The 22,000-nt window shown below is 72.4% G+C and carries 16 protein-coding genes and 1 riboswitch; of the genes, 3 read left to right on the top strand and 13 right to left on the bottom strand.

The window, feature by feature from the left end:
• Positions 1-145: 145 nt before the first annotated feature.
• Complete coding sequence (locus tag DVA86_RS12780) at positions 146-946, top strand: VOC family protein (RefSeq protein ID WP_208878245.1); 801 nt, start codon at positions 146-148, stop codon at positions 944-946.
• A gap of 59 nt (positions 947-1,005) precedes the next feature.
• Here the strand turns inward: DVA86_RS12780 and DVA86_RS12775 are convergent, their stop codons facing one another.
• From DVA86_RS12775 to DVA86_RS12760, 4 genes are all read right to left on the bottom strand, one after another.
• Positions 1,006-1,800, bottom strand: coding sequence for a thymidine kinase (locus DVA86_RS12775; protein ID WP_208878243.1), 795 nt, complete (start codon positions 1,798-1,800; stop codon positions 1,006-1,008).
• Between the two features lie 112 nt (positions 1,801-1,912).
• Positions 1,913-3,100, bottom strand: a complete 1,188-nt coding sequence (locus tag DVA86_RS12770; RefSeq protein WP_208884649.1) for an alkaline phosphatase family protein — start codon at positions 3,098-3,100, stop codon at positions 1,913-1,915.
• Positions 3,101-3,153: 53 nt separating this feature from the next.
• Positions 3,154-3,753, bottom strand: coding sequence for a DUF5998 family protein (locus DVA86_RS12765; protein ID WP_208878242.1), 600 nt, complete (start codon positions 3,751-3,753; stop codon positions 3,154-3,156).
• 27 nt (positions 3,754-3,780) lie between these two features.
• Entirely contained in the window at positions 3,781-6,507 is a 2,727-nt protein-coding gene (locus DVA86_RS12760) for a bifunctional acetate--CoA ligase family protein/GNAT family N-acetyltransferase (RefSeq protein ID WP_208878240.1), read from the bottom strand.
• A gap of 95 nt (positions 6,508-6,602) precedes the next feature.
• On the opposite strand from DVA86_RS12760, the gene DVA86_RS12755 reads away from it, so the two are divergent.
• Positions 6,603-6,884 (top strand): HPr family phosphocarrier protein, encoded by a 282-nt coding sequence (locus DVA86_RS12755; protein WP_208878239.1) that lies wholly within the window; start codon positions 6,603-6,605, stop codon positions 6,882-6,884.
• Positions 6,885-6,995: 111 nt separating this feature from the next.
• Here DVA86_RS12755 and DVA86_RS12750 read toward each other — a convergent pair whose 3' ends face one another.
• The 3 genes from DVA86_RS12750 to DVA86_RS12740 all read right to left on the bottom strand — a co-directional run bounded on the left by DVA86_RS12750 (position 6,996) and on the right by DVA86_RS12740 (position 11,060).
• Entirely contained in the window at positions 6,996-7,829 is an 834-nt protein-coding gene (locus DVA86_RS12750; RefSeq protein ID WP_208878237.1) for a M23 family metallopeptidase, read from the bottom strand.
• Positions 7,830-7,844: 15 nt separating this feature from the next.
• Positions 7,845-8,005: riboswitch (cyclic di-AMP (ydaO/yuaA leader) on the bottom strand.
• 227 nt (positions 8,006-8,232) lie between these two features.
• The gene (locus DVA86_RS12745; protein WP_208884647.1) at positions 8,233-9,600 is read right to left on the bottom strand and encodes a M16 family metallopeptidase; all 1,368 of its coding nucleotides are present in this window, start codon (positions 9,598-9,600) and stop codon (positions 8,233-8,235) included.
• Positions 9,601-9,644: 44 nt separating this feature from the next.
• Positions 9,645-11,060, bottom strand: a complete 1,416-nt coding sequence (locus tag DVA86_RS12740) for a M16 family metallopeptidase (RefSeq protein ID WP_208878235.1) — start codon at positions 11,058-11,060, stop codon at positions 9,645-9,647.
• A gap of 259 nt (positions 11,061-11,319) precedes the next feature.
• Here DVA86_RS12740 and DVA86_RS12735 point away from each other — a divergent pair, with 259 nt between their 5' ends.
• Entirely contained in the window at positions 11,320-13,770 is a 2,451-nt protein-coding gene (locus DVA86_RS12735; RefSeq protein WP_208878234.1) for a DNA gyrase/topoisomerase IV subunit A, read from the top strand.
• Between the two features lie 31 nt (positions 13,771-13,801).
• Here the strand turns inward: DVA86_RS12735 and DVA86_RS12730 are convergent, their stop codons facing one another.
• The 6 genes from DVA86_RS12730 to DVA86_RS12705 form a co-directional block, all read right to left on the bottom strand.
• Positions 13,802-15,013 (bottom strand): CobW family GTP-binding protein, encoded by a 1,212-nt coding sequence (locus tag DVA86_RS12730; RefSeq protein ID WP_208878233.1) that lies wholly within the window; start codon positions 15,011-15,013, stop codon positions 13,802-13,804.
• A gap of 153 nt (positions 15,014-15,166) precedes the next feature.
• Positions 15,167-16,960, bottom strand: a complete 1,794-nt coding sequence (locus tag DVA86_RS12725) for a glycosyl hydrolase family 28-related protein (protein ID WP_425470822.1) — start codon at positions 16,958-16,960, stop codon at positions 15,167-15,169.
• A 64-nt stretch (positions 16,961-17,024) separates the two neighbouring features.
• Complete coding sequence (locus DVA86_RS12720) at positions 17,025-18,629, bottom strand: glycoside hydrolase family 13 protein (protein WP_208878230.1); 1,605 nt, start codon at positions 18,627-18,629, stop codon at positions 17,025-17,027.
• A 75-nt stretch (positions 18,630-18,704) separates the two neighbouring features.
• Positions 18,705-19,574, bottom strand: a complete 870-nt coding sequence (locus DVA86_RS12715) for a carbohydrate ABC transporter permease (protein WP_208878229.1) — start codon at positions 19,572-19,574, stop codon at positions 18,705-18,707.
• A 12-nt stretch (positions 19,575-19,586) separates the two neighbouring features.
• Positions 19,587-20,546, bottom strand: coding sequence for a carbohydrate ABC transporter permease (locus DVA86_RS12710; protein ID WP_208878227.1), 960 nt, complete (start codon positions 20,544-20,546; stop codon positions 19,587-19,589).
• The gene (locus tag DVA86_RS12705; RefSeq protein ID WP_208878226.1) at positions 20,543-21,919 is read right to left on the bottom strand and encodes an extracellular solute-binding protein; all 1,377 of its coding nucleotides are present in this window, start codon (positions 21,917-21,919) and stop codon (positions 20,543-20,545) included. Before DVA86_RS12705 ends, DVA86_RS12710 begins: the two co-directional genes overlap by 4 nt.
• Between the last annotated feature and the right edge of the window lie 81 nt (positions 21,920-22,000).

The raw sequence follows: 22,000 nt of genomic DNA, 5'->3' as shown, positions 1-22,000 counted from the left end.
CCTGGCCGTCCGCTATGGGGATACGCAGGAGTACGGCGCGGCCGGGGCGCGTCCGAGGGCAGGTGGTGCGAGCATCTGCCTGCTACCGAAACCCGGTGTATCCGCAGCACGACCGCATCGATGATGGTCTTGAGGAGAGAAGCAGATGACCGAGGCAGCGATCCGGCACCAGCACACCACCGGCACGCCCTGCTGGGCGAGTCTGATGGTGCACGGTCTGCCCGCGAGCCGGGAGTTCTACCACGGCCTGTTCGGCTGGGAGTACCGCCACGGGCCGCAGCAGCTGGAGCCTTACGTACGGGCCGTCGTGAACGGCCGCGAGGTGGCCGGCATGGGCGAGATGACGTCGGCACGCGCGCAGCCGCACATCGCGTGGATGCCGTACATGTCCACCGAGGACGCCGACACCACCGCCGGGCTGGTCCGCGAGTGCGGCGGCACCGTCGCGGTCGGGCCGCTGGACGTCGAGAACGCGGGGCGGCTGGCGATCGCCGCCGACCCGACGGGCGGGACGTTCGGGATCTGGCAGCCGGGCACGCACCTCGGCCTGGGCACCTCGGAGGCGGGGGCTCCGGGCACGCCGGTGTGGTTCGAACTCGTCACGCGGGAGACCTCGTCCGTCGGGAAGTTCTATCCGGCGGTGTTCGGCTACGAGGCGGAGGCCGTCGTCTCCGCCGACTTCGACTACGTCACGCTGCACCTCGACGGCCGCCCCGTCGCCGGAGTCCACGGGGTCGGGCGGGACCTGCCGCGCGACCGCGGGCCGCACTGGGAGACGTACTTCGCCGTCGAGGACACCGACGCGGCCGCACGACTGGTGACGGAGCTGGGCGGGCATGTCGTACGGCCGCCGCGGGACTCGCCGTACGGGAGGCTGGCCACGGTGATCGATCCGGAGGGCGCGCAGTTCAGCGTGATCAGGCTGGCGGAGCGGGACGGCGGCTGAGCGCTACAGCCGAGCCTGAGGGCGGCTGAGCGGCACGGCAGCCGTTCGGCGAGGCCCGGTCAGGACGAGGGCCGGCCGAGCGGGGCGGTGCCCGGCGTACGCGCCGGCGCCGCCCCTCCGTTCGTTGCCCCGCCGCTCGCCCCGCCGTTCGCCGCCCGGCCGCCGTTCCCTGCGGGCGGCGGCACGGGCGCCGCGTCGACCGGCAGCACGTCGGGCGAGAGCGTGGCGGCGCCCGCCGCGGCCGCCGTCAGCCGCCTGCGGTGGTGGCGGCGGCACAGCACCTCGTAGCCCACGTCGCCCGGTACGTCACCGGAGGACGCCGGTCCGGTCATGTCGCCCACGACCACCTGCGCGCCCTCGACGACCATCCGGCCGCTCACCGTACGGGCGTTGTGCGTGGCCCGCGCTCCGCACCAGCACAACGCCTCGACCTGGAGCGCCTCGATCCGGTCGGCCTGCTCCATGAGCCGCTGGGAGCCGGGAAAGAGCTTGGTGCGGAAGTCCGTGGTGATGCCGAAGGCGAACACGTCGATGCCCAGGTCGTCCACGATCCGCGCGAGCTGGTCGACCTGTTCCGGGGAGAGGAACTGCGCCTCGTCCGCGATGACGTAGTCCGTACGGCCGCCCGCGGTCAGGTGCCGCACCAGATGGGAGTGGAAGTCGAAGCCCTCGCCGGCCTCGATCGCCTCGGTGACGAGGCCGAGCCGGGAGGACAGCCGGCCCTCCCCCGCCCGGTCGTTACGGGTGAAGATCATGCCCTGGAGGCCGCGCGCCGACCTGTTGTGCTCGATCTGGAGCGCGAGTGTGGACTTGCCGCAGTCCATCGTGCCGCTGAAGAAAACCAGCTCTGGCATGGGGGGATCGGGCCTCTCCTGGGTGAAGTGCGGGCGCGGGGCGGCGAGTTGCGTACGGGCTCGGCCGGGGACACGGTCGCGTACGGGCTCCGGTGCGCGTACGGCGGTCAGTTCACGTGCGCACCTCGAGCAGCGGCACCAGCTGCTCGGCGGGGGTCGCCGAGCCGTGCATGCCGATGAGCGCGGACTCCTTGGGCTCGGTGCGGTTCGCGACGATCGCCACGTCGCCGCTCATCGCGGCCACGACGTCGCCGATGCGGCCCCGGACCCGGGCGTCGACCCGCGGCCCGAACCAGCCCAGCGCGACGGCCTCTTCGCGCGTCGCGACCCACGCGTGCCCGGCGAGCACGTCGCGCCAGACGGCGGCGACGTCCGCCGCCGCGCCCGGCACCGCGTACAGGTGCCGCATCCGGCCCTCGCCGCCGAGCTTGGCGACGCCCGCGCTCAGCTCCCAGTCCTCGTCGAAGTCGAAGCGGGCACGCGGGGTGGCGGGGACGTCGACCATGCCGTGGTCGGCCGTGATGTAGAGCGCCGAGCGGGCGGGCAGCTGCTCCGCGAGGCGCTGCGCGAGCCGGTCGACGTACTGGAGCTGGCCGCGCCAGGCGTCAGAGTCCATGCCGTAGCGGTGGCCGTTGCCGTCGAGTTCGGCGTAGTACGTGTAGACGAGGGCGCGGTCGCCGGCGCCGAGGCGTTCGGCGGCGAGGTCCATCCGCTCCTCGCCGGACAGCCGCCCGTGGAAGGTGCCGCCGGACAGCGCGATCTTGGTGAGCGGGGTCTGCTCGAAGTGCGGCGCGGAGACCTGGCAGGTGGCGACGCCCGCTGCGGCGGCGCGCTGGAACACCGTCGGGTACGGCTGCCACTCGTACGGGTCGGTCCAGGGGTGCCAGCGCAGCTGGTTCATCAGCTCGCCGGTGTCCGGGTTGAGGGCGGTGTAGCCGGGCAGGCCGTGCTCGCCGGGCGGCAGGCCGGTGCCGACGGAGGCGAGCGAGGTCGCGGTGGTCGAGGGGAACCCGGCGGTGAGCGGGGTGCCGCTGCCGTTCGTGGAGGAGCCGAGGAGGGACGTGAGGAACGGCGCCTCCTCCGGGTGCGCCCGCAGCGCCTCCCAGCCCATGCCGTCGACGAGGAACACGCAGGCGCGGTCGGCCGGTTGCAGCGTCAGCCCCGGCGCGGAGCCGTCCGGACCGGCCGGGTCCGGTACGCCCTGTGCCGCCGCGACGGCGGGCAGCAGGTCGGCGAGGGAGCCGTGGCCGTAGCGCGGTACGGGCGCGGTACGCGGGTCGAGGGGCGTCTCCTCGTCCAGCGGGTCCCCGGCCCCTGGCTGCCCCGTCGCGGGCTGCGCGGTGTCGCCCTGTCTCACCGCGCGGGCCCCGGCCGCGCGGCCACAGTCGCCTCGGAGAGTGCCTGTGCGAAGTCGAGCGCCTGACGGACCGTCTCCGGGCCGTCGCCCGCCTCGCTGACGCGCAGCGAGAGGTCGTCCGCGGTGGTGGAGCCCGTGTAGCCGTGGTCCGCCTCGCAGTTGGGGTCGCCGCACGCGGCGGGCTCCATGTCGATACGGGAGACCGCGCCCCAGCCGATGGTCAGCACCACCTCGCGGGGCAGCGTGCCCGGCGTGTACGACTCGGGGTCGGCGACCACGCGCGACAGCACGACCGACGAGATGCGCTCCAGCTTCACCGACTCGGTGGAGGTGGTGGCGTACGGCGCGGGCGACGTGCCGTCGGCGGCCTGCTCGTCGGTGTGGCTCACGATGAAGCGGGTGCCGGTGAGGACAAGGACGGTGACGTGGCGACGCACCTCGTTGGAGTCGAACGTGGTCTCCTGGTGCACCAGATACGAGGCCACCGGCTCGCCGCCCACCGCCGCTTCGACGGCCTCCGCAACGAGTGCCGGGTAATAGCCACTGCGCTCGATCGCCGTGCGCAGCCCTTGCGTCGTCGTACTGGTCTTCGCCATGGGGCCATCCTACGGCGCTGCGGAGGGTCAGTAGGCAGGCAGTCGGCGAGGGCCGCTGTCGTCCCGTACGGGCGGTTCCGCGACCCGTACGGCCGCGCTCAGCACCGTCACGCCGTGCGGCGCGACGACGACCGGTTCGAGGTCGACGGCGACGATCTCCGGATGGTCGTCGAGCAGCCGCGAGACCCGCAGCAGCAGCTCCTCCAGGGCGCCGGTGTCCACGGGCTGCGCGCCGCGCCAGCCGAACAGGATGGGCGCCGAGCGGATCGCGCGGATCAGCTCGGCGACGTCCCGGTCGGTGGCGGGGACGAGCCGGTGCGCCATGTCGCCGAGCAGCTCGGAGGGCGTACCGGCGAGGCCGAAGGAGAGCACCGCGCCGATGGACTGGTCGACGGCGGCGCGTACGACGGTGTCGACACCGCGCGGCGCCATCGCCTGTACGACGGGCCGCAGTTCCCCGGCCGAGCCGAGCGCGCCGGTCACCTCGGCGAAGGCGCGGCGCAGCTCGGACTTGCCCGGCACGTCGAGCCGTACGCCGCCGAGGTCCGCCCGGTGCCGCAGATGCGGGGCGGTGGTCTTGAGCGCCACCGGGTACCCCAGCCTGCGCGCCGCCGCCACGGCGTCGTCCGGGGTGGGTGCGGGCAGGGTGGGCTGCACGGCGATGCCGTAGTGCCCGAGCAGCGCGGACGCGTCGTCCGCCGCCAGCGGGATGCTGCGCTGCACCTCCGGGGTCGCGCCGGGGACGCCCGTACGCGCCGCCCCCTCCCTGCCGCGGTGCTCCTGCCGCGTGGCGCGGGCCAGCAGCTCCGCCGCGGCGGACTCGTCCACGTCGAACTCGGGTACCCGGCCGGGCGACGCGGCCGAGCGGCGCCAGGCGGCGAGGCGTACGGCGTGGGCGAGGGCGCGTACGGCGCGCTCGGCCGCCGGGTAGGCGGGGATGCCGCGCTCGGCGAGGGCGGCCTCCAGCCCTTCGATGGCGAGGTGGACGACCGCCACCGGCTTCACGGACCCGGCCGCGGCCTCCTGGACCGCGTCCGCGAGAGCCGCGACCGGGGTGTCGTCGACCCACGGGATGACCGTGACCACCACGGCGTCCGTCTGCGGGTCCTCGACGGCCTCGCGGACGGCGCGGCGGAAGTCGGCGGGGGTGGCGGCGGTCGTCAGGTCGGTCGTGGGCAGCGGGCGGAGCCCGTCGGTGAGGGACGCGTCGTAGGTGAGCAGGCCCAGCGACTCGGTGTTGCCGAGGATGGCGACGCGCGGGCCGTGCGGCAGCGGCTGGGACGCCAGCAGGATGCCCGTGTCGATCTGCTCCGTGACGGTGTCCACGGTGATCACACCGGCCTGCCGGAGCAGCGACGAAACGGTGGAGTCGGGCGTACGGGAGGCGGGCGCGGCGTGTCCGGGCGGCGGCGCGCTGCCGCTGTGCCGCGCGCCCTTGACGACCACCAGCGGCTTGCGTACGGCGATCCGCCGCGCGATGCGGGTGAACTTCCGCGGGTTGCCGATCGACTCCAGGTACATCAGCACCACGTCGGTGTCCGGGTCGTCGTCCCAGAACTGGAGCACGTCGTTCCCGGACACGTCCGCGCGGTTGCCCGCGGACACGAACGTGGAGAGCCCCGAGCCCCGCCGGTGCAGCCCGGCCAGCAGCGCGATGCCGATCGCGCCGGACTGCGTGAACAGGCCGATACGGCCCCGCGCGGGCGACGCGGGCGACGGCGTCGCGTTCAGCCGTACGTCCGGGTGCGTGTTGACCACCCCGAGGGCGTTCGGGCCGATGACCCGCATCCCGTACGCGCGTGCCTGTCGTACGAGGTCGCGCTGCGCCTCCCGCGTGAACTCCGCGGACAGCACGACCAGTCCCTGCACGCCGCGCTCGCCGCAGTCGGCGGCGACCTCGGGCACCCGCGCGGCGGGGACGGCGACGACCGCCAGGTCGACCGTCTCGGGCAGGTCCCCGACGCGGGGGTACGCGGGGACGCCCGCGAGCTCGGCGGCGCCGCTCAGCGCCGCGTTCACGGCGTACGTACGGCCGGTGAACCCGGCGTCGCGGAGGCTGTCCAGCACCGAGCGGCCCGCGCCGCCGGGGGTGCGGCTGGCGCCGATGACGGCGACGGAGGCGGGGGCCAGCAGGCGCTGTACGGAGCGGCCCTCCGCACGCTGCTCGCGGCCGTGCATGACGGCGAGGGACTGCTCGGTGGGCTCCAGGTCGAGGGTGAGCCGGACCGCGCCGTCCTCGAAGCTGCGGTGCGCGGAGTAGCCGGCGTCGGTGAAGACCTTGATCATCCGGGCGTTCGCGGGCAGCACCTCGGCGATGAAGCGCCGGATGCCGCGCTCGCGGGCCACGGCCGCGATGTGCTCCAGCATCGCGGAGGCCACGCCGCGGCCCTGATGGTCGTCGCGTACGAGGAAGGCGACCTCGGCCACGTCCGCGGGAGAGGTGGCGGGGCGGCCCTCGGCGTCGACGCGGTCGTAGCGGACGGTCGCGATGAACTCGCCGCCCACCGTGGCCGCGAGGCCGACCCGGTCGTCGTAGTCGTGGTGCGTGAAGCGGCGTACGTCGCGGTCGGAGAGCCGCGGGTACGGGGCGAAGAAGCGGTAGTACTTCGACTCGTCCGAGACCATCTCGTAGAAGGCGACGAGCCGGTCCGCGTCGTCCGGCGCGATGGGCCGTACGCGTGCGGTGCCGCCGTCGCGCAGGACGACATCCGCCTCCCAGTGCGTGGGGTAGGCGCGCTCCGCCTCGGTTCGCATGGGGTCAGGGTAACGAGCGGGCCCGGTGTTGTCGGCGCTCGCGCGCACCGTGCGAGACTGGTCTAGACAACAGGAACGATCTGAAGGGTTACACCATGGTTGAGCGCCGCGTCTCCGTCGGCTGGGCCGAGGGCCTGCACGCCCGCCCCGCCGCCATCTTCTGCCGTTCGGCCGCCGCCGCGGGCGTCCCGGTGACCGTGCGCAAGGGCGACGGCGACCCCGTCAACGCCGCCTCGATGCTCGGCGTCCTGGGTCTGGGCGCCGAGGGCGGCGACGAGATCGTGCTGGCCTCCGAGACGGACGGCGCCGAGGACGCGCTCGACCGGCTGGCGAAGCTGGTCTCCGAGGGCCTGGACGAGCTGCCGGAGACGGTCTGAGCCCGGAGTCCGACTGAGCGCGGCGCCCGCACCGGGGCGCCGCACCCGCGACATGGGACAGCCCCGGCCGTTTCGGCCGGGGCTGTTCACGTGCGCTGGTGGCGCTGGTGCTCAGAGGCTGACGCCGTGCTGCCGCAGATACGACACCGGGTCGATGTCCGAGCCGTAGTCGGGGCCGCTGCGGGCCTCGAAGTGCAGGTGCGGCCCGTTGCTGTTGCCGGTGTTGCCCGACAGGCCGATCTGCTCGCCCGAGGTCACGCTCTGGCCCACCGACACCTCGACGGACGACAGGTGACCGTACTGCGTGTACGTGCCGTCGGAGTGCTTGACCACGACGTTGTTGCCGTACGCGCCGCCCCAGCCCGCCTCGACGACCTCGCCCGCGGCGACGGACCGTACGGAGGTGCCGGACGACGCGTGGAAGTCCACGCCGGTGTGGGTGCCGGAGGACCACATGCCGCCGCCGGCGCCGTACGGCGTCGAGACGTACGAGCCCTCGATCGGCGAGACGTAGCCGCTGATCGCGGCGCGCTTGGCCTCCGCCGCGCGGGCCGCACGCTGCTCCTCGGCCTCACGGGCCTTCTCCGCCTTCTCGGCGGCCTTCTTCCTGGCCTCGGCCTCGGCCTTCTTCTTCGCCTCGGCCGCGGCCTTCGCGCGCGCCTTCGCCTGCGCCTCGGCGGCCGCCTGCTCGGCGGCGCTGGACTGGCTGCTGGCCTGCTCCGTGAGGGAGTCGGCGAGGGAATCGCCCAGAACGACGGTCTGGGTCAGCCCGGTGTCCGCGGTGTCCTGCACCTGGGGCTGCCCGGACGCGGCGGCTCCGGCGGGGGAAGCGAACGAGCTCATGACGCCGACGGTGGCGAGGCCGGCGATGCCGGCGAGGTTCGCGCTCGTACGGTTGGCGCGGGTGGGCCGGCGGTGCCGGCCCGTGGCACGGGTGAACGCCATGCTGACGGCGTGCTCCTTTCCTTCCTTCTCGCCTACCGGGTTAGCTGACGGGTTCGGAGCAGGAAGGTCTCCTACGGGCCGCCTCGTGCGAGGCCGCCCGATTCACCCCAGGGACTTCGTGGTTGGGTCCCCGGCTCCCCTGGCTCGCGCCGTGGGGGACTCGGCGATGGCTGTACGTCGGCCGCGGTTGCGGACACTTCTGACGGACAGCCGGACCGACGCTAAGCGGGAGGTCTCCCAACCACCAAGCAGATCCGGCTATTTGTCGCGCACGCCACAGCGCAGCTCGTACATCACAGAGGAATCAGACAAAAGGGCGCCCGTCTGTTTGCTCGGTTCGCCCCCGGGAATCGCTCAGATCCCCGGGGGCACCGCTCTTACGTGCAGCGCACGCGCGTTTCGGCTAACCCGTGACGACCGTCACCTCGCCGATGCCCAACTCCCGTACGGGGCCGGCGATCTGCTCCGCGTCCCCGACCAGGATCGTGACCAGCCGGTCCTCCGGGAAGGCGCTGACGGCCGCCGCCGTCGCCTCGACGGTGCCGGTCTGGGCGAGCCGCAGATACGTCTGCGCCTGGAAGTCGTCCGGCAGGTGCTGCTCCACCTGGTCGGCCAGGGTGTCCGCGACGGCCGCCGCCGTCTCGTACTTGAGCGGCGCGACGCCCACCAGGTTCTGCACGGCGGCGTCGCGCTCCTCGTCGGTCAGCCCGTCCGCGGCGAGCGTACGCAGCACCTGCCACAAGTCGCCCAGCGCCGGGCCCGTGACGTCCGTGGCGACGGAGCCGCTGATGGCGAGCATCGCCGCGCCGGAGCCGTCCGGCGCGGAGCGCAGCACCTGTGCGAAGGCGCGGACGCCGTACGTGTAGCCCTTCTCCTCGCGGAGCACGCGGTCCAGCCGGGAGGTGAGGGTGCCGCCCAGGCAGTACGTGCCGACGACCTGCGCGGGCCACACGCTGTCGTGCCGGTCGGCGCCGATACGGCCGATCAGCAGCTGCGTCTGCACGGAGCCGGGCCGGTCGACGATCACCACGCGGCCCCGGTCGTCGGCCGTGATGGGCGGCGCCTGCCGCGGCTCGGCCGCCGAACCGGTCCACGCGCCGAGCGTGTCGGCCAGCGCCTGGTCCAGCTCGACGCCGGTCAGATCGCCGACGACGACGGCGGTGGCCGTCGCGGGCCGCACGTGTGCGGCATAGAACGCGCGGACGGCCGCCGCGTCGATCCGCTCCACGGTCTCCGCGGTGCCCAGGCGCGGCCGGGAGATCCGGGAGTCCGCCGGGAACAGCTCCCTGGACAGCTCCTTGGCGGCGCGGCGGGCCGGGTTCGCCAGCTCGTGCGGGATCTCGTCGAGCCGGTTCTGCACCAGCCGCTCCACCTCGCCCTCCGGGAAGGCGGGAGCGCGCAGCGCGTCGGCGAGCAGCCCCAGCGCACGCGGCAGCCGGGACGCGGGCACCTCGAGCGAGACCCGTACGCCGGGGTGGTCGGCGTGCGTGTCCAAGGTGGCGCCGCAGCGCTCCAGTTCGGCGGCGAACTCCTCGGCGTCGTGCTTGTCGGTGCCCTCCGACAGCGCGCGGGCCATGATCGTGGCGACGCCGTCCAGGCCCTCGGGCTCGGCGTCGAGCGGCGCGACCAGGTTGACGTCGACCGCGATGACCTGCTGGCCGGGTCGGTGGCAGCGCAGCACGGTCAGGCCGTTGGGCAGGGTGCCGCGCTCGGGGGCCGGGAACGCCCAGGGGGTGGGCTCGCCCCCGGACGGGCGGGGGTGGAAGTCCATCGTGGTCTCCGCGGGCGTCGTCCCCGCGGGAGAAGCGGTGTCGCTCACTGGCCGGTCTCCTCGGCTGCGGTCTGCTGCTGCTCGGCGGGCGCTGCGCCCTCAGCGGCTTCGTAGTCGGTCTGGTCGGCACCGGTCTCGTCGGCGTCGGTGTCGGTGTCCTCGGCTGCGGTCGGCTCGTACACGAGCACCGCCCGGTTGTCCGGGCGGAGCCGGGCCCGCGCGATGTCCCGCACCTCCTCCGGGGTGATCTCCAGCACCCGCTTCACCGCGCTCAGGGCGAGCTGGGCGTCACCGAACAGCACGGCGTACCGGCAGAGTTCGTCGGCGCGGCCGCCGACCGTGGCCAGCCGGTCCAGCCACTCCCGCTCCAGCTGGGCCTGCGCGCGCTCCAGCTCCTCCGCGCTCGGGCCCTCCTCGGCGAACCGGGCCAGCTCGTCGTCGACCGCGGCCTCGATGTCGGCGATGTCCACCTCGGCGGACGCCTTGACGTCCAGCCAGCCCAGCGACGGCGCCCCGGCCAGCCGCAGCAGCCCGAACCCGGCGGCGACGGCGCTGCGGTCGCGCCGTACGAGCCTGTTGTGCAGCCGGGACGACTCGCCGCCGCCGAGCGCCGTGAGCGCCAGGTCGGCGGCCTCGCACTCGCGAGTGCCGTCGTGCGGCAGCCGGTACGCGGCCATCACGGCGCGCGCCGGCACGTCCTCCTCCAGCACCTCGCGTTTCTCCTCGCCGATGACCTCCGGCAGGGTGCCGTCGCGCGGCGGGTGCTTGCCCTCGTGGCCTGGGATGGACCCGAAGTACTTCTCGATCCAGGCCAGCGTGCGCTCCGGGTCGATGTCGCCGACGACGGACAGGACCGCGTTGTTGGGCGCGTAGTACGTACGGAAGAACGCCTGCGCGTCCGCCAGGGACGCGGCGTCCAGGTCGGCCATCGAGCCGATGGGCGTGTGGTGGTACGGGTGGCCCTCGGGGTAGACCATGGCGGTCAGCTTCTCGAACGCGGTGCCGTAGGGCACGTTGTCGTACCGCTGGCGGCGCTCGTTCTTGACGACGTCGCGCTGGTTCTCCATCGACTCGTCGTCCAGGGCGGTCAGCAGCGAGCCCATGCGGTCCGCCTCCAGCCAGAGCGCGAGCTCCAGCTCGTGGGCGGGCATCGTCTCGAAGTAGTTGGTGCGCTCGAAGCTGGTGGTGCCGTTGAGAGAGCCGCCCGCGCCCTGCACCAGCTCGAAGTGCCCGTTCCCCGGCACCTGGGCCGAGCCCTGGAACATCAGGTGCTCGAAGAGGTGGGCCAGGCCCGTACGCCCCTTCACCTCGTGGCGCGAGCCGACGTCGTACCAGAGGCACACCGCGGCAACCGGCGTCAGGTGGTCCTCGGAGAGCACCACACGCAGGCCGTTGGCCAGCCGGTGCTCGGTCGCTGTCAGCCCGCCGGTGGCCGGCGGTGGCGTGGCCGTGTGGCCCATGGGGGTGGAGTCCCTTCGTCGCGGGAGTGCTTCGGCGGTTCTGGGTGCGCGCCCGAACCCCGGACCGGGACTTCTGGTCCCGGCCGGCGGTCCGGACTTCTAGGCGTCACTGTATGCAAGCGCTCCGACAGCGCGCGAAGTTCCCGTACGGTACGAGCCGAGGCCGGGCCGAGAACCCGGCTGTCGGAGGCGCGGTCCACAATGGGCTGCGTCACCAACGTCTGTTCACTTCCGTACGCACGAAGGAGTGCCTGCCGCGATGGCCCGCCGCAGTACGAAGACCCCGCCGCCGGACGACTTCGAGGAGCGCATCCTCGACATCGACGTCGTCGACGAGATGCAGGGCTCCTACCTGGAGTACGCCTACTCGGTCATCTACTCGCGGGCACTCCCCGACGCGCGCGACGGCCTGAAGCCGGTGCACCGCCGCATCCTTTACCAGATGCACGCGATGGGCCTGCGCCCCGACCGGTCGTACGTGAAGTGCGCCCGTGTCGTGGGCGAGGTGATGGGAAAGCTCCACCCGCACGGCGACAGCCCGATCTACGACGCGCTGGTGCGCATGGCGCAGGGCTTCTCCATGCGGGTCCCGCTGGTCGACGGGCACGGGAACTTCGGCTCCCTGGGCAACGACGACCCGCCCGCCGCTATGCGTTACACGGAGTGCAGGTCGGCGCCCGCGGCCGGGCTGATGGTCGAGTCCATCGACGAGGACACCGTCGACTTCTCGCCGAACTACGACGGCAGCGAGCAGGAGCCGGCGGCCCTGCCCGCCGCGTATCCGAACCTGCTGGTGAACGGCTCGGCGGGGATCGCGGTCGGCATGGCCACCAACATGCCCCCGCACAACCTGGGCGAAGTGATCGCCGCCGCACGGCATCTGATCAAGCACCCGGGCGCCGACCTCGAGACGCTGATGCGCATGGTGCCGGGCCCGGACCTGCCGACCGGTGGCAAGATCATCGGCCTCGACGGCATCAAGGACGCGTACGCCACGGGGCGCGGCACGTTCAAGATCCGCGCGACGGCCGCGGTCGAGCAGGTCACCGCCCGGCGCAAGGGCCTGGTCGTCACCGAGCTGCCGTTCGCGGTCGGCCCGGAGAAGGTCATCTCCAAGATCAAGGACCTGGTCAACGCCAAGAAGCTGCAGGGCATCGCGGACGTCAAGGACCTCACCGACCGCGAGCACGGGCTGCGGCTCGTCATCGAGATCAAGAACGGCTTCAACCCGGAGGCCGTGCTGGAGCAGCTGTACAAGCTGACGCCGATGGAGGAGTCCTTCGGCATCAACAACGTCGCGCTGGTCGACGGCCAGCCGCTGACGCTCGGCCTCAAGGAGCTCCTCGAGGTCTACGTCGACCACCGCTTCAACGTGGTGCGGCGGCGCAGCGAGTTCCGGCGCACCAAGCGGCGCGACCGGCTGCACCTGGTCGAGGGCCTGCTCGTCGCGCTGCTGGACATCGACGAGGTCATCCGGCTGATCCGGTCCAGCGAGAACGCGGCGCAGGCCAAGGAGTCGCTGATCGCCCGCTTCGGGCTGTCCGACGTCCAGACGCAGTACATCCTGGACACCCCGCTGCGCCGGCTCACGAAGTTCGACCGGCTGGAGCTGGAGAGCGAACGGGACCGGCTGCGCGGCGAGATCGAGGAGCTGACCCGCATCCTCGAGTCGGACGCGGAGCTGCGGAAGCTGGTCTCCTCGGAGCTCGCCGCCGTCGCGAAGAAGTACGGCACCGAGCGCCGCACCGAGCTGCTGGAGTCCGCGGGCGCGCCGCTGGCCACCGTGCCGCTGGAGGTCGCGGACGACCCGTGCCGGGTGCTGCTCTCCTCCACCGGGCTGCTCGCCCGTACGGCGAACGGCGACGCGCCGTTCGACCAGGCGGCGAAGCGCGTGAAGCACGACGTGGTCGTCTCCGCCGTCCCGGCCACCACCCGCGGCGAGGTCGGCGCCGTCACCTCGGCGGGCAGACTCCTGCGCCTCACCGTGGTCGATCTGCCGCAGCTGCCGGAGAGTTCGGCGTCGCCGAACCTGGCGGGCGGGGCACCGGTCGCGGAGCTGCTGACGCTGGAGTCCGACGAACGGCTGATCTGCCTGACGACACTCGACGAGTCCTCCCCCGGCCTCGCCCTCGGCACCGAGCAGGGCGTGGTGAAACGGGTCGTGCCCGACTATCCGGCGCACAAGGACGAGTTGGAAGTGATCAGCCTGAGGGAGGGCGACCGCATCGTCGGCGCGGTGGAGCTGCGCACAGGCGAGGAGGACCTGGTCTTCATCACGAACGAGGCGCAGCTGCTGCGCTATCAGGCGGGGCAGGTGCGCCCGCAGGGGCGCGCGGCGGGCGGTGTCGCCGGGATCAAGCTGGGCGGCCCGGAGGCGAAGGTCATCTCGTTCACGGCGGTCGATCCGGCGGCGGACGCGGTGGTGTTCACTGTCGCGGGCTCGCACGGCACGCTGGACGACTCGGTGCTCACGGCCAAGCTGACCCCGTTCGACCAGTATCCGCGCAAGGGGCGGGCGACGGGCGGCGTCCGCTGCCAGCGCTTCCTGAAGGGCGAGGACTGCCTGACGTTCGGCTGGGCCGGCGCGGCGCCCGCCCGCGCCGCGACGCGGACCGGGACGGCGGCCGAGCTGCCGGAGCCGGACCCGCGCCGGGACGGCTCGGGGGTGCCGCTGGCGAAGCCGGTGGCGGCGATGGCGGGTCCGTTCTAGCGGGTCATGGCGTTGCGGCGGTTCCGGCGTTCTAGCGCGTGAGCAGCGGGTCGTACGGCTCCTCGGTGCCGTACGGCCCCGCCGTCTCGTACGGATCGGGCGCCTCGGCCTCCTCGGGTCCCTCCACTTCATCAATCTGGGGGTCCTCGTCCCGCTCCGCCGGGTCGTCCACGTACCGCAGCACGCCCCACATCCCGTACGGATCCGGGTCCCGGCGCTCCGGCCCCGGCTCCCGCCGAGGGTCGCTGCGGGCCGCCGCCAGCGCGTCCCGCAGCGAGTCCGCGTCGACCCCGGCGCCGATCAGCACGAGCTGCGTGCGCCGCGGCTCCGTACGGCCCCAGGGCAGCGGCTGGAAGCGGAGGAAGCCGCCGACGGCGTGGACGGCGTACTTCCGTTCCGGGTCGCCCGGGCCGAAGTCGACGAAGCCCTTGATGCGGTAGAGCCCGTCCGGGCGGGCGTCCAGGAAGGCCGTCAGCCGGCGCGGATCCATCGGCTCGTCCGAGGTGAACTCGACGCTCTCGTACGCCGCGTGCAGGTGCCCGCCATGCCCGTCGCCGTCCGCGCACGCCCGTTCCGCCTCGCGCGCCTCGTGCTCGTCCCGGACCAGCTGGTCGAACGACAGCTGCTCCACGGCGGGCCGTTCGCGCCGCGGCCGGTCGAACAGCAGCTCCGGGTCGACGCGTCCGTACGCGGCCGTGACCACCGGGGTGCCCGGCGCCAGCCGGGACAGCGTCGCCAGCAGCCCGGCCGCGTCGCCCTCGGCCACCCGGTCCGCCTTGTTCAGGACGACGAGGTCGGCGATGCCGGCGTGCCGGTCCAGCTCCGGATGCCTGGCGCGGGTACGCGTGAACTCGGCGGCGTCGACGACCTCGACGAGCCCGCCGTACACGATGTGCGGATTCCCGCTGCCGAGGATCATCCGGATCAGCGTCTCCGGCTCGGCCAGTCCGCTGGCCTCCACGACGATCACGTCCATACGGGCGCTGGGCCGGGCCAGCGTCTCCAGCACCTCGTCCAGGTCGCTGGTGTCCACCGCGCAGCACAGGCAGCCGTCGCCGAGCGAGACCATCGCGTCGGCCTGGCCTGCGACCGTCATGGCGTCGATCTCGATGCTGCCGAAGTCGTTGACGACGGCGCCGATCCGGGTGCCGCCGCTGCTCCGCAGCAGGTGGTTGAGCAGGGTGGTCTTGCCGGAGCCGAGGAAGCCGGCGAGGACGACGACCGGGATCGCTCGCGTGGTCACGGGTGCGGGGGCTCCTTCTCCTGCGGCGGCGGACGTACGGGGACGGCGTACGGGAACGGCGTACGGGAACGGCTGCCGATCGTAATCGACGGCCGCCCCCGTCCTCCGCTCCCCCGTGCCCCTCGCCTCACCGGGGCCGCGCGGAACCGCCGCTCAGGAGCCGGCGGGCGCCCCGCCCGGCTCGGGCCAGGTGCCGCAGTCCTCCCATTCGGTGTCCCAGCCGGAGTTGCCGCCGCCGTCCTGGACGGTGAAGGTGCCGCTGCCCTCCGGGTACGGGCAGTTGTAGACGCCCGCGACGCTCTCGCCCGTCAGGACGACATCGCTGAACGTCACCTCGCCCTGCGTCTCGGCCTGTACGGCCACCGTGCCCGCGTTCTCGATCACGGCGCCCCGCACGGTCACGTTCTCCACGGGCAGCCCGGTGCCGCCGCCGGAGACGAACTCGAACACGCTCCACGGGCTGTCCGTGGCGGTCGTGTTGGTGATCTCGACCTGCGCCTCGATGGCCGAGTTGTACGAGTCGACGCGCAGCGCGCCCATCGGGTGCTCCCAGTTGGGGTTCATCGCGCCGGTGCGTACGAGCTCGTTCCCGTCCACCGTGATGGTGCCGGCGAGCGGGAAGAACGGGTCGAGGAACTTCTGGTTGGAGATCGCGATGCCGCTGCCCAGCGCGTTCGTGTCCTTGATCAGGTTGTTGCTGACGGTGATGTCGGTGCCGCCGTAAATGGCGATGCCGTTGGCCAGGTTGGGCTGCACGATCGTGTTGTCCGTGAACGAGCAGTTCTCGTTGGCGGCGTTCAGTGACCACATGGCGAGCGAGTCGTCACCGGTGTTGCGCAGGAAGTTATTGCTGACGGTGACGTTCTTGGCCGTTCCGTTCAGGTTCAGCCCGTCCGCGGCCATGCCGACGAAGCGGTTCCCCTCGACGGCGAGGTTGTCGTTGGTGCCGGTCAGCCACAGCCCGACCTTGAGGTTCTGCAGCCACATGCCGGACACGGACGAGCCCGCGCCCAGCGAGCCGTTGACGAAGTTGTCCGGATTGTTGTCCACCCGCTCGGTGACCTCGCCGAAGACGGCGAAGTCCTTGAGGTGGACGTTGCCGGCGGACTGCGTCTGGTTGATGAAGCGGGAACCGTGCACGACCGAGTGCCAGTTGCCCGCGCCCTGGATGGTGACGTTCTGTACGCCGCTCAGCTCGGAGCCCAGCAGGAAGTCACCCTCGGGAATCCACACGGTGCCGCCCTGCGCGGCGGCGATCGCGTCCTTGAACGCCTGCGCGGAGTCCTGCGCTCCGGTGGGGTCGGCGCCGTGGTCCACGACGGAGACCGCGCCGGACGGCATCTCGGCGGGCGCCGCCACCTGCTCGAAGTCGGCGACGTCGACGGTGGTCTCGGAGCCCGCCTCCAGGGTCACGGTGTCCCCTGCCGCCGCGTCCCGCCCGAACTGCACGCGGGCGTCGGCGAACAGGTGGTGCGTCTTGGAGCCCGCGATCCACGGGGTGTCCATGTAGCTGTACTTCGCGGTGGTCTTCAGCTCGCCGTCCACCGGCTCGCCGTTGACCCGCACCGCGAGCGTGCCCTCCTGCCCGTCGGGCACGTTGTACGCGACGTTCACCGCGTTCGCGGCGCCCGTCAGCTCGAACTCCACGCTCTGCCCGGCCGCCAGCTTCACGGCCTGCCGGCCGGACGCCTCCGACGCCACGGTGCCCTGCGTGTAGTCCGGACCGATCACGGTGCCGTCGGTGGTGGCAGCCTCCGCCTCCATCGAGGTGAAGGGCAGCTCGGCCCCGGCGGTGGCCTCCGGCGCTTCCGGAGCGCCCGCCTCCGCGGTGTCCGGCAGCGCGCCCAGCCCGCCGACGACGGCGGCACACGCCACCGCCGCGAGCGCGGCGCGCAGCGGCCTGCGCCGCCAAACGGCCGGTCTTCCTTCCCTTGTCATGCCCGTCATGGCATCCCTCTCTGTTCGATCGTGCACGGAATGTGGGGTGGTGCACGAACGGCGGCCGGGCCGGCTATGCGGAGCGCAGCCAGGCCGCCGTGTCCTGGGGCAGCCGGCCCGCGTCGTCCAGCGGGCCGCTGGCGAGCAGCAGTCCGCACGGCGCGGGCAGGTCCACGGGTTGCGGGGACAGGTTGACGAGGCAGCTCAGCCCCTCCCCGCGGGCGAAGGCCAGCACGCCGTCCGGCGCGTCCAGCCAGCGGAAGTCGCCGCCGCCGAAGCCCGGTTCGCCGCGGCGGACCCGCAGCGCCGCGCGGTACAGCGAGAGCATCGACTCCGGGTCGTCCCCCTGGCGTGCCGCCGCGTACGGGGCCCAGTCCGCGGGCTGCGGCAGCCACGGCTCGGCGCCCTCCCCGAACCCGTACGGCGGCCGCGCGCCCTCCCACGGCAGCGGTACGCGGCAGCCGTCCCGGCCGGGGTCGACGCCGCCGGAGCGGAAGTGCATGGGGTCCTCGATGCGGTCCGGCGGGACCGCCGCTTCCGGAAGGCCCAGTTCCTCGCCCTGGTAGAGGTAGACGGACCCGGGCAGCGCGAGCGACAGCAGCGCGGCGGCGCGTGCGCGCCGGGTGCCGAGCGCCAGGTCGGTGGGGGTGTCGAAGCGCTTGGCGGCGAAGTCGAACCCGCTGTCCGTACGACCGTAGCGGGTGACCGTGCGGGTCACGTCGTGGTTGCACAGCACCCAGGTGGCGGGGGCGCCGACGGGGGCGTGCGCGGCCAGGGTCAGATCGACGGAGGCGCGCAGCCGTGCGGCGTCCCAGGGGCAGGCGAGGAAGTCGAAGTTGAAGGCGGTGTGCAGCTCGTCGGGGCGCAGGTAGCGCACGAAGCGGTCGGTGTCGGGCAGCCACAGTTCGCCGATGAGGACGCCGTCGTACTCGTCGGCGACCGCCCGCCAGGCGCGGTAGACGTCGTGCAGCTCGTCCCGGTCGACGTACGGATGCGGCTCGCCGTCGGCGAGGTCGGGCAGCGCGGGGTCCTTGCAGAGGAGCGCGGCGGAGTCGATCCGTACGCCGGCGGCGCCCCGCTCGAACCAGAAGCGGAGCACATCCTCGTGCTCCTTGCGCACCTCCGTGCGCGCCCAGTTGAGGTCCGGCTGGCGTGCCGTGAACAGGTGCAGGTACCAGTCCCCCGGTGTGCCGTCGGGGTTGACCGTACGGGTCCAGGCGGGGCCGCCGAACTCGGAGGTCCAGCCGTTCGGCGGCTCGGCGCCGTCCGGGCCGCGGCCGGGCCGGAAGTGGAAGAGGGCGCGCTCCTCGGCGTCCGGGTCGGCGAGGGCGGCGCGGAACCAGGGGTGCCGGTCGGAGATGTGGTTCGGGACGATGTCGACGATGGTGCGCAGGCCCAGTTCGCGCGCCTCGGAGATCAGCTTCTCGGCCTCGTCGAGGGTGCCGAAGGCGGGGTCGACGGCGCGGTAGTCGGCCACGTCGTATCCGCCGTCGGCCATCGGGGACAGGTACCAGGGGTTGAACCAGAGGGCGTCGACGCCGAGTTCGGCTAGATACGGGAGCCGCGCGCGTACGCCTGCCAGGTCGCCCGTGCCGTCGCCGTCCGCGTCGGCGAAACTTCGCACATAAACCTGGTAAATGGCAGCATCACGCCACCAGTCGTGACCGGAGTGGGGCACTGGTGTTCCTTTCAGTGGCCGTTGGGGGGCCGTTGAGGGCCGTCGGAGGGAGCGGGCGACGAGCGGCCGCCGGCGTCAGCCCTTCAGGCTGCCTGCGGTGAGACCGGACAGGATCTGCCGCTGGAAGACGAGGAACAGCGCGATCAGCGGGGCGCTGGCCAGCACGAGTCCGGCGATCAGGATGTTCAGCGGGATGTCCGGGGCCACTCGCTGCAGGAAGACGCTGATCGGCTGCTTCGCCGGGTCGGGCAGGACCACGAGCGGCCAGATGAAGTCCTTCCACGCCGTGACGATGGACAGGATGGACACCACCGCGATGATCGGCCGGGACAGCGGCAGCACGACGCGCACCATGGTGGTGACGGGCCCGGCGCCGTCCATGCGGGCGGCGTCGAGGAGTTCGTCGGGGACGCGGTCGAAGAAGTTCTTCAGGATGTAGATGTTGAACGCGTTGGCGCCGGCCGGCAGCCAGACGGCCGCCGGGGTGTCGATCAGGTTCAGGCCGAGCAGCGGCACGTCGACGACGGTGAGGTAGACGGGCACGAGCAGCGCCGTCACCGGCATCATCAGCGTGACGAGCATCAGCCCGAGCACCAGGTTCCCGTACCGCGGGCGCAGCTTGGACAGCGCGTACGCGGCGGGGATCTGCACGGCGAGCTGGAACAGCCACGCGCCGCCCACGAGCAGCAGGGTGTTGAGGAAGTAGCGGGTCAGGTCCAGCTCCTGCCAGGCCTCGGCGAAGTTCCCGAGTTGCCATTCCCGCGGCACGTACGTCGGCGGGTTCTGGGCCACCTCCGGCGCGCTCTTCACCGCCCCGGTGCCCATCCAGTACAGCGGTATGACGAACGCGACGGTGAACAGCAGGAGGACGAGGGCCAGCACCGCCCAGTAGACGGTCCTGCCGCGCCGGGTGCGGAGCACGGCGGGTCGGATCAGGGTGCGCATCGCGTCGGCTCCTCACGTCTCTCGGGTCCGGGTGAGCCGCAGATACGCGGCGGAGAACAGCGCCAGGACGAGCAGGAGCAGCAGGCTGAGCGCGCTGGCGGTGCCGAAGTCGTTGTAGACGAACGCGTAGCGGTAGATCAGCAGCATCACGGTGACGGTGGAGTCCTCCGGTCCGCCTCCGGTCATGACGAAGGGCTCCGTGAACACCTGCATGGTGGCGACGACTTGCAGCAGCAACAGGATCAGCAGCACGAACCTGGTCTGCGGGATGGTGACGTGGCGGATCCGCTGCCACAGGTTCGCGCCGTCCAGCTCAGCCGCCTCGTACAGCTCCCCCGGGATGGTCTGGAGCGCGGCCAGATAGATCAGCGTGGTGGTGCCCATGTTCGCCCAGGTGGCCACGATGACCAGCGAGACGAGCGAGGTGTCGGCGGAGTCGACCCACGAGGACGTCGGCAGGTGTACGGTCCGCAGCAGCTCGTTGATCAGGCCGGGCCCCGGGTCGTAGAACCAGTTCCACATCAGCGCGACGACCACCGGCGGGAGCATCACCGGCAGGTAGACGAGGATGCGGAAGTACGCGCGGGCGTGCCGGAACTCGTTGACGACGACGGCGGCCGCGAAGGGCACGGCGTAGCCGAGCAGCAGGGCGTAGAGCGTGAACAGCGCGGAGTTCTTCCAGGCGGTGCCGACGAGCGGGTCGTCGGCCAGCCGCCGGAAGTTCTCCAGACCCACCCAGCTGTTCCCGGTCGCGAAGTTCACGTCCTGGAAGGCGAGCAGCACGTTCCGCACGATCGGGTACCAGGAGAACAGGGCGAAGACGGCCAGCGCGGCGCAGAGGAACCCGTACGCGGTGGCGTGCTCGCCGAGCCGCCTGCGGCGCCGTGCCCGCAGCTGCTCCGCCGGGCGGTACGGGCCGCCGGGTGCGGCGGCGGGCCGCGACGTCACGGAGGTGCCCGTCGTGACGGTCATCGGACGCGTGCGTAGATCTGGTTGACCTCGTCCTCGGCCTTGTCCAGCAGGCCGCCGATGTCGGCGTCCTCCTTGGTGAGCACCGCCTGCATGGTCTTGTCGAGGGCGGCGTAGACCTGTTGGGCCTCGGGCGGTTCGATCACGCCGGGCACGTTCTTGTCGGTGAACGCCGCGTAGTTGCCCACCGGGACGTTGGCGTTCGCCTTCTTGATCTTCTCCACGGCCTGCCGGGTCGCGCCGTTCCAGTTGTCCGGGGTGGGCGCGACGGGCAGCCCCACGGGGAGCTTCCGCTTGTGGTGCCATTTGGCGGTCCGCTCGATGGTCTCCGGGGTGAGGAACCGCCAGTGGATCCACTTCACCCCGGCCTTGATCTGCTCGGGGGACGCCTTGGGGTTGAACATGTACCCCTCGCCGCCGATCAGCGTGCCCCTGCCCTCGGGGACCGGGGCCAGGCCGTAGTCGTCGTACTGGCCGTCGAACTCCTTGACGACGACGGGGATGTTGTCACCGGCGGCGACGTACATCCCGAGCTTGCCGGCCCCCATCATGCGCTGCAGGTCGGCGTCCTCGAGCAGCTGCTTGCTGCCCATGGAGCCGTCCTTCCAGCGCATGTCGTGCAGGGTGCGCAGGACGGCCTCGCCCCTCGAGTCGTTGAAGGACGCCTTCCACGTGTCACCGTCCTGCTTCGCGACGGTGCCGCCGCGCGAGTACAGCTCGGCGGTGAAGTGCCAGCCGCCCTGGTTGTTCTTGGACAGATCGGCGTAGCCCACGTGGCCCTTGCCGAGTCCGGAGATCTTCTTGGCCGCGGCGCGCACCTCGTCCCAGGTGGCGGGCGGCCGGTCGGGGTCGAGCCCGGCCTGCTCGAACAGCTTCCGGTTGTAGACCAGGCCCATCGAGTAGTTGGCGGTCGGGAGGCCGAACTGGCGGCCCTCCTCGTCCTGGTAGATCTTCAGCAGCTCGGGCTTGATGTCCCCGTAGTGCGGCAGGTCCTTCACGTGCTCGGTGATGTCGGCGGCCTGCCGCTTGGCTATGAGGCCCGCGGGGTCCGTGAAGTAGGTGTAGAAGACGTCCTCGAGCTTGCCGCCGGCGAGCTTCGTCTGGAACGTCTTCGGCTCCATGAAGCCCTCGTGCGGCACCAGGTCGATGTCCGGATTGGCCTTCTCGAACGCCTTCACGTCGGCGTCGAAGAGCGCGCGCTCCTGCTGCTGGCTGCTGGGCGGCTGGCCGTTGATGTCCAGCTCGACCTTGCCGCCGCCTCCCCTGTCGCCGTTGTCGCCGTCGGAGCCGCAGGCGGCGGTGACGGAGAGGACGAGCGCGGTGGCGAGTGCGGTGGTGACCGCGGTCTGGATACGGCGGGACCCGGTGCGTCTCATGGGTGGTTCCCCTCGTGGGCATGCGGGGTGACCGCCACGGCATGCTGCTGTGGCGTGGCGCACACTCAACCACCGTCGACA

Source organism: Streptomyces armeniacus, from assembly GCF_003355155.1.
Taxonomy (GTDB): domain Bacteria; phylum Actinomycetota; class Actinomycetes; order Streptomycetales; family Streptomycetaceae; genus Streptomyces; species Streptomyces armeniacus.
This window is presented reverse-complemented; position numbering and strand designations above follow the sequence as displayed.

What these genes read in the sequence shown, in the direction of transcription:
- DVA86_RS12775 (WP_208878243.1), bottom strand. Translation starts at nt 1,800, where the DNA reads ATGCCAGAGCTGGTTTTCTTCAGCGGCACGATGGACTGCGGCAAGTCC.
- DVA86_RS12710 (WP_208878227.1), bottom strand. Translation starts at nt 20,546, where the DNA reads ATGACCGTCACGACGGGCACCTCCGTGACGTCGCGGCCCGCCGCCGCA.
- DVA86_RS12765 (WP_208878242.1), bottom strand. Translation starts at nt 3,753, where the DNA reads ATGGCGAAGACCAGTACGACGACGCAAGGGCTGCGCACGGCGATCGAG.
- DVA86_RS12715 (WP_208878229.1), bottom strand. Translation starts at nt 19,574, where the DNA reads ATGCGCACCCTGATCCGACCCGCCGTGCTCCGCACCCGGCGCGGCAGG.
- DVA86_RS12725 (WP_425470822.1), bottom strand. Translation starts at nt 16,960, where the DNA reads ATGACGGGCATGACAAGGGAAGGAAGACCGGCCGTTTGGCGGCGCAGG.
- DVA86_RS12755 (WP_208878239.1), top strand. Translation starts at nt 6,603, where the DNA reads ATGGTTGAGCGCCGCGTCTCCGTCGGCTGGGCCGAGGGCCTGCACGCC.
- DVA86_RS12740 (WP_208878235.1), bottom strand. Translation starts at nt 11,060, where the DNA reads ATGGGCCACACGGCCACGCCACCGCCGGCCACCGGCGGGCTGACAGCG.
- DVA86_RS12750 (WP_208878237.1), bottom strand. Translation starts at nt 7,829, where the DNA reads ATGGCGTTCACCCGTGCCACGGGCCGGCACCGCCGGCCCACCCGCGCC.
- DVA86_RS12705 (WP_208878226.1), bottom strand. Translation starts at nt 21,919, where the DNA reads ATGAGACGCACCGGGTCCCGCCGTATCCAGACCGCGGTCACCACCGCA.
- DVA86_RS12735 (WP_208878234.1), top strand. Translation starts at nt 11,320, where the DNA reads ATGGCCCGCCGCAGTACGAAGACCCCGCCGCCGGACGACTTCGAGGAG.
- DVA86_RS12760 (WP_208878240.1), bottom strand. Translation starts at nt 6,507, where the DNA reads ATGCGAACCGAGGCGGAGCGCGCCTACCCCACGCACTGGGAGGCGGAT.
- DVA86_RS12745 (WP_208884647.1), bottom strand. Translation starts at nt 9,600, where the DNA reads ATGGACTTCCACCCCCGCCCGTCCGGGGGCGAGCCCACCCCCTGGGCG.
- DVA86_RS12780 (WP_208878245.1), top strand. Translation starts at nt 146, where the DNA reads ATGACCGAGGCAGCGATCCGGCACCAGCACACCACCGGCACGCCCTGC.